At 55.8% G+C, this 918-nt stretch carries 3 protein-coding genes; all 3 read left to right on the forward strand.

The features are described 5' to 3' along the window. On the forward strand, positions 1 to 93 hold a 93-nt coding region (locus AC1DX0_RS36455), incomplete at its 5' end, for a DUF1236 domain-containing protein (protein ID WP_477359422.1). A 79-nt stretch (positions 94 to 172) separates the two neighbouring features. Further along, entirely contained in the window at positions 173 to 370 is a 198-nt protein-coding gene (locus tag AC1DX0_RS36460; protein WP_057143728.1) for a hypothetical protein, read from the forward strand. Between the two features lie 38 nt (positions 371 to 408). Further along, positions 409 to 672 (forward strand): polymerase, encoded by a 264-nt coding sequence (locus AC1DX0_RS36465; protein ID WP_477223963.1) that lies wholly within the window; start codon positions 409 to 411, stop codon positions 670 to 672. The last annotated feature ends 246 nt before the right edge of the window (positions 673 to 918 follow it).

Genomic DNA, 918 nt, shown 5'->3' on the forward strand with positions numbered 1-918 from the left:
GTCCCCAACGTGAAATACCGCTATGTGGTGGTCGACAACCGCACGGTCCTGGTGGATCCGAGCACCCGCAAAATCATCAAAGTCTACGACTGAAAAGCGAGTTGCCAATTGCCCGCCGCCGCTTGCATGGCGGCGGGCTGCGCATGTCAATCCCCTCAACTGGACAATGAAGATGATGAACCTTGAAGTCGAGACGACAGATGCGCTTATGGCGCGCTTAGCCGATCTTCAGGCGAGAGTGCGGGCAGCACGCATAACCGACGCCGAAATAAAGACCTTCCAAAAGGTCGCTGCCATCCTGGACGACGGTCGTGGCCGGATTGCCGGCGACGATCTGATCGCAGCATCGTTCCTCGCTGAGCCGTTTTGATTGGCCCAGGCCCTTGTTGCAACGTATCGGCCACGCCAATGAGACAGGAGGAAGAAGTGGTGCGGGAGAGCAGTGGGCAATTTGGAGAGATGATCGCCAATGTGGCCGCCATCCTTCTGTTGCTAGGGCTTTTAGCAATCATCTTCTTCATTTCCGCCAAACCAATCTTCCCCGAGCGGATGGCGCGAATGGTGATTATCCTGCCCGTGGATGCGATAGAAACAGCCGCGGTCAAGAACACGCGCTTGGATTTGCCACCCAATTTTAATCTAGGCCTTGTCCGGCCGCGACCTGGTAGCTGACATACAATGCGTGGCAAAAGCGAAAGCCGAAAGATGAAGCTCGACCGTCTCGCGACGTCGATACCAAAGCACGAGTTCGAATTTCTAATGAAGCTCGGGCAAATGACGCGAGTGGAAACATTGGCCCTGATCGAAAAGCACGACGGAGATCGGACCGAAATTTATGCTGACCTCGCCGGCATCGCGTCACGGAGATGAAGCGTCGGGCCTTCAGTTTGGCCGGCCGCGAAATTCACTCATCACGAG

The sequence above is a fragment of the Mesorhizobium sp. P3_A9 genome (assembly GCF_056402975.1).

Excerpts from the sequence above, each read along its gene's own strand:
- AC1DX0_RS36460 (WP_057143728.1), top strand. The coding sequence starts at position 173 with ATGATGAACCTTGAAGTCGAGACGACAGATGCGCTTATGGCGCGCTTA.
- AC1DX0_RS36465 (WP_477223963.1), top strand. The coding sequence starts at position 409 with ATGAGACAGGAGGAAGAAGTGGTGCGGGAGAGCAGTGGGCAATTTGGA.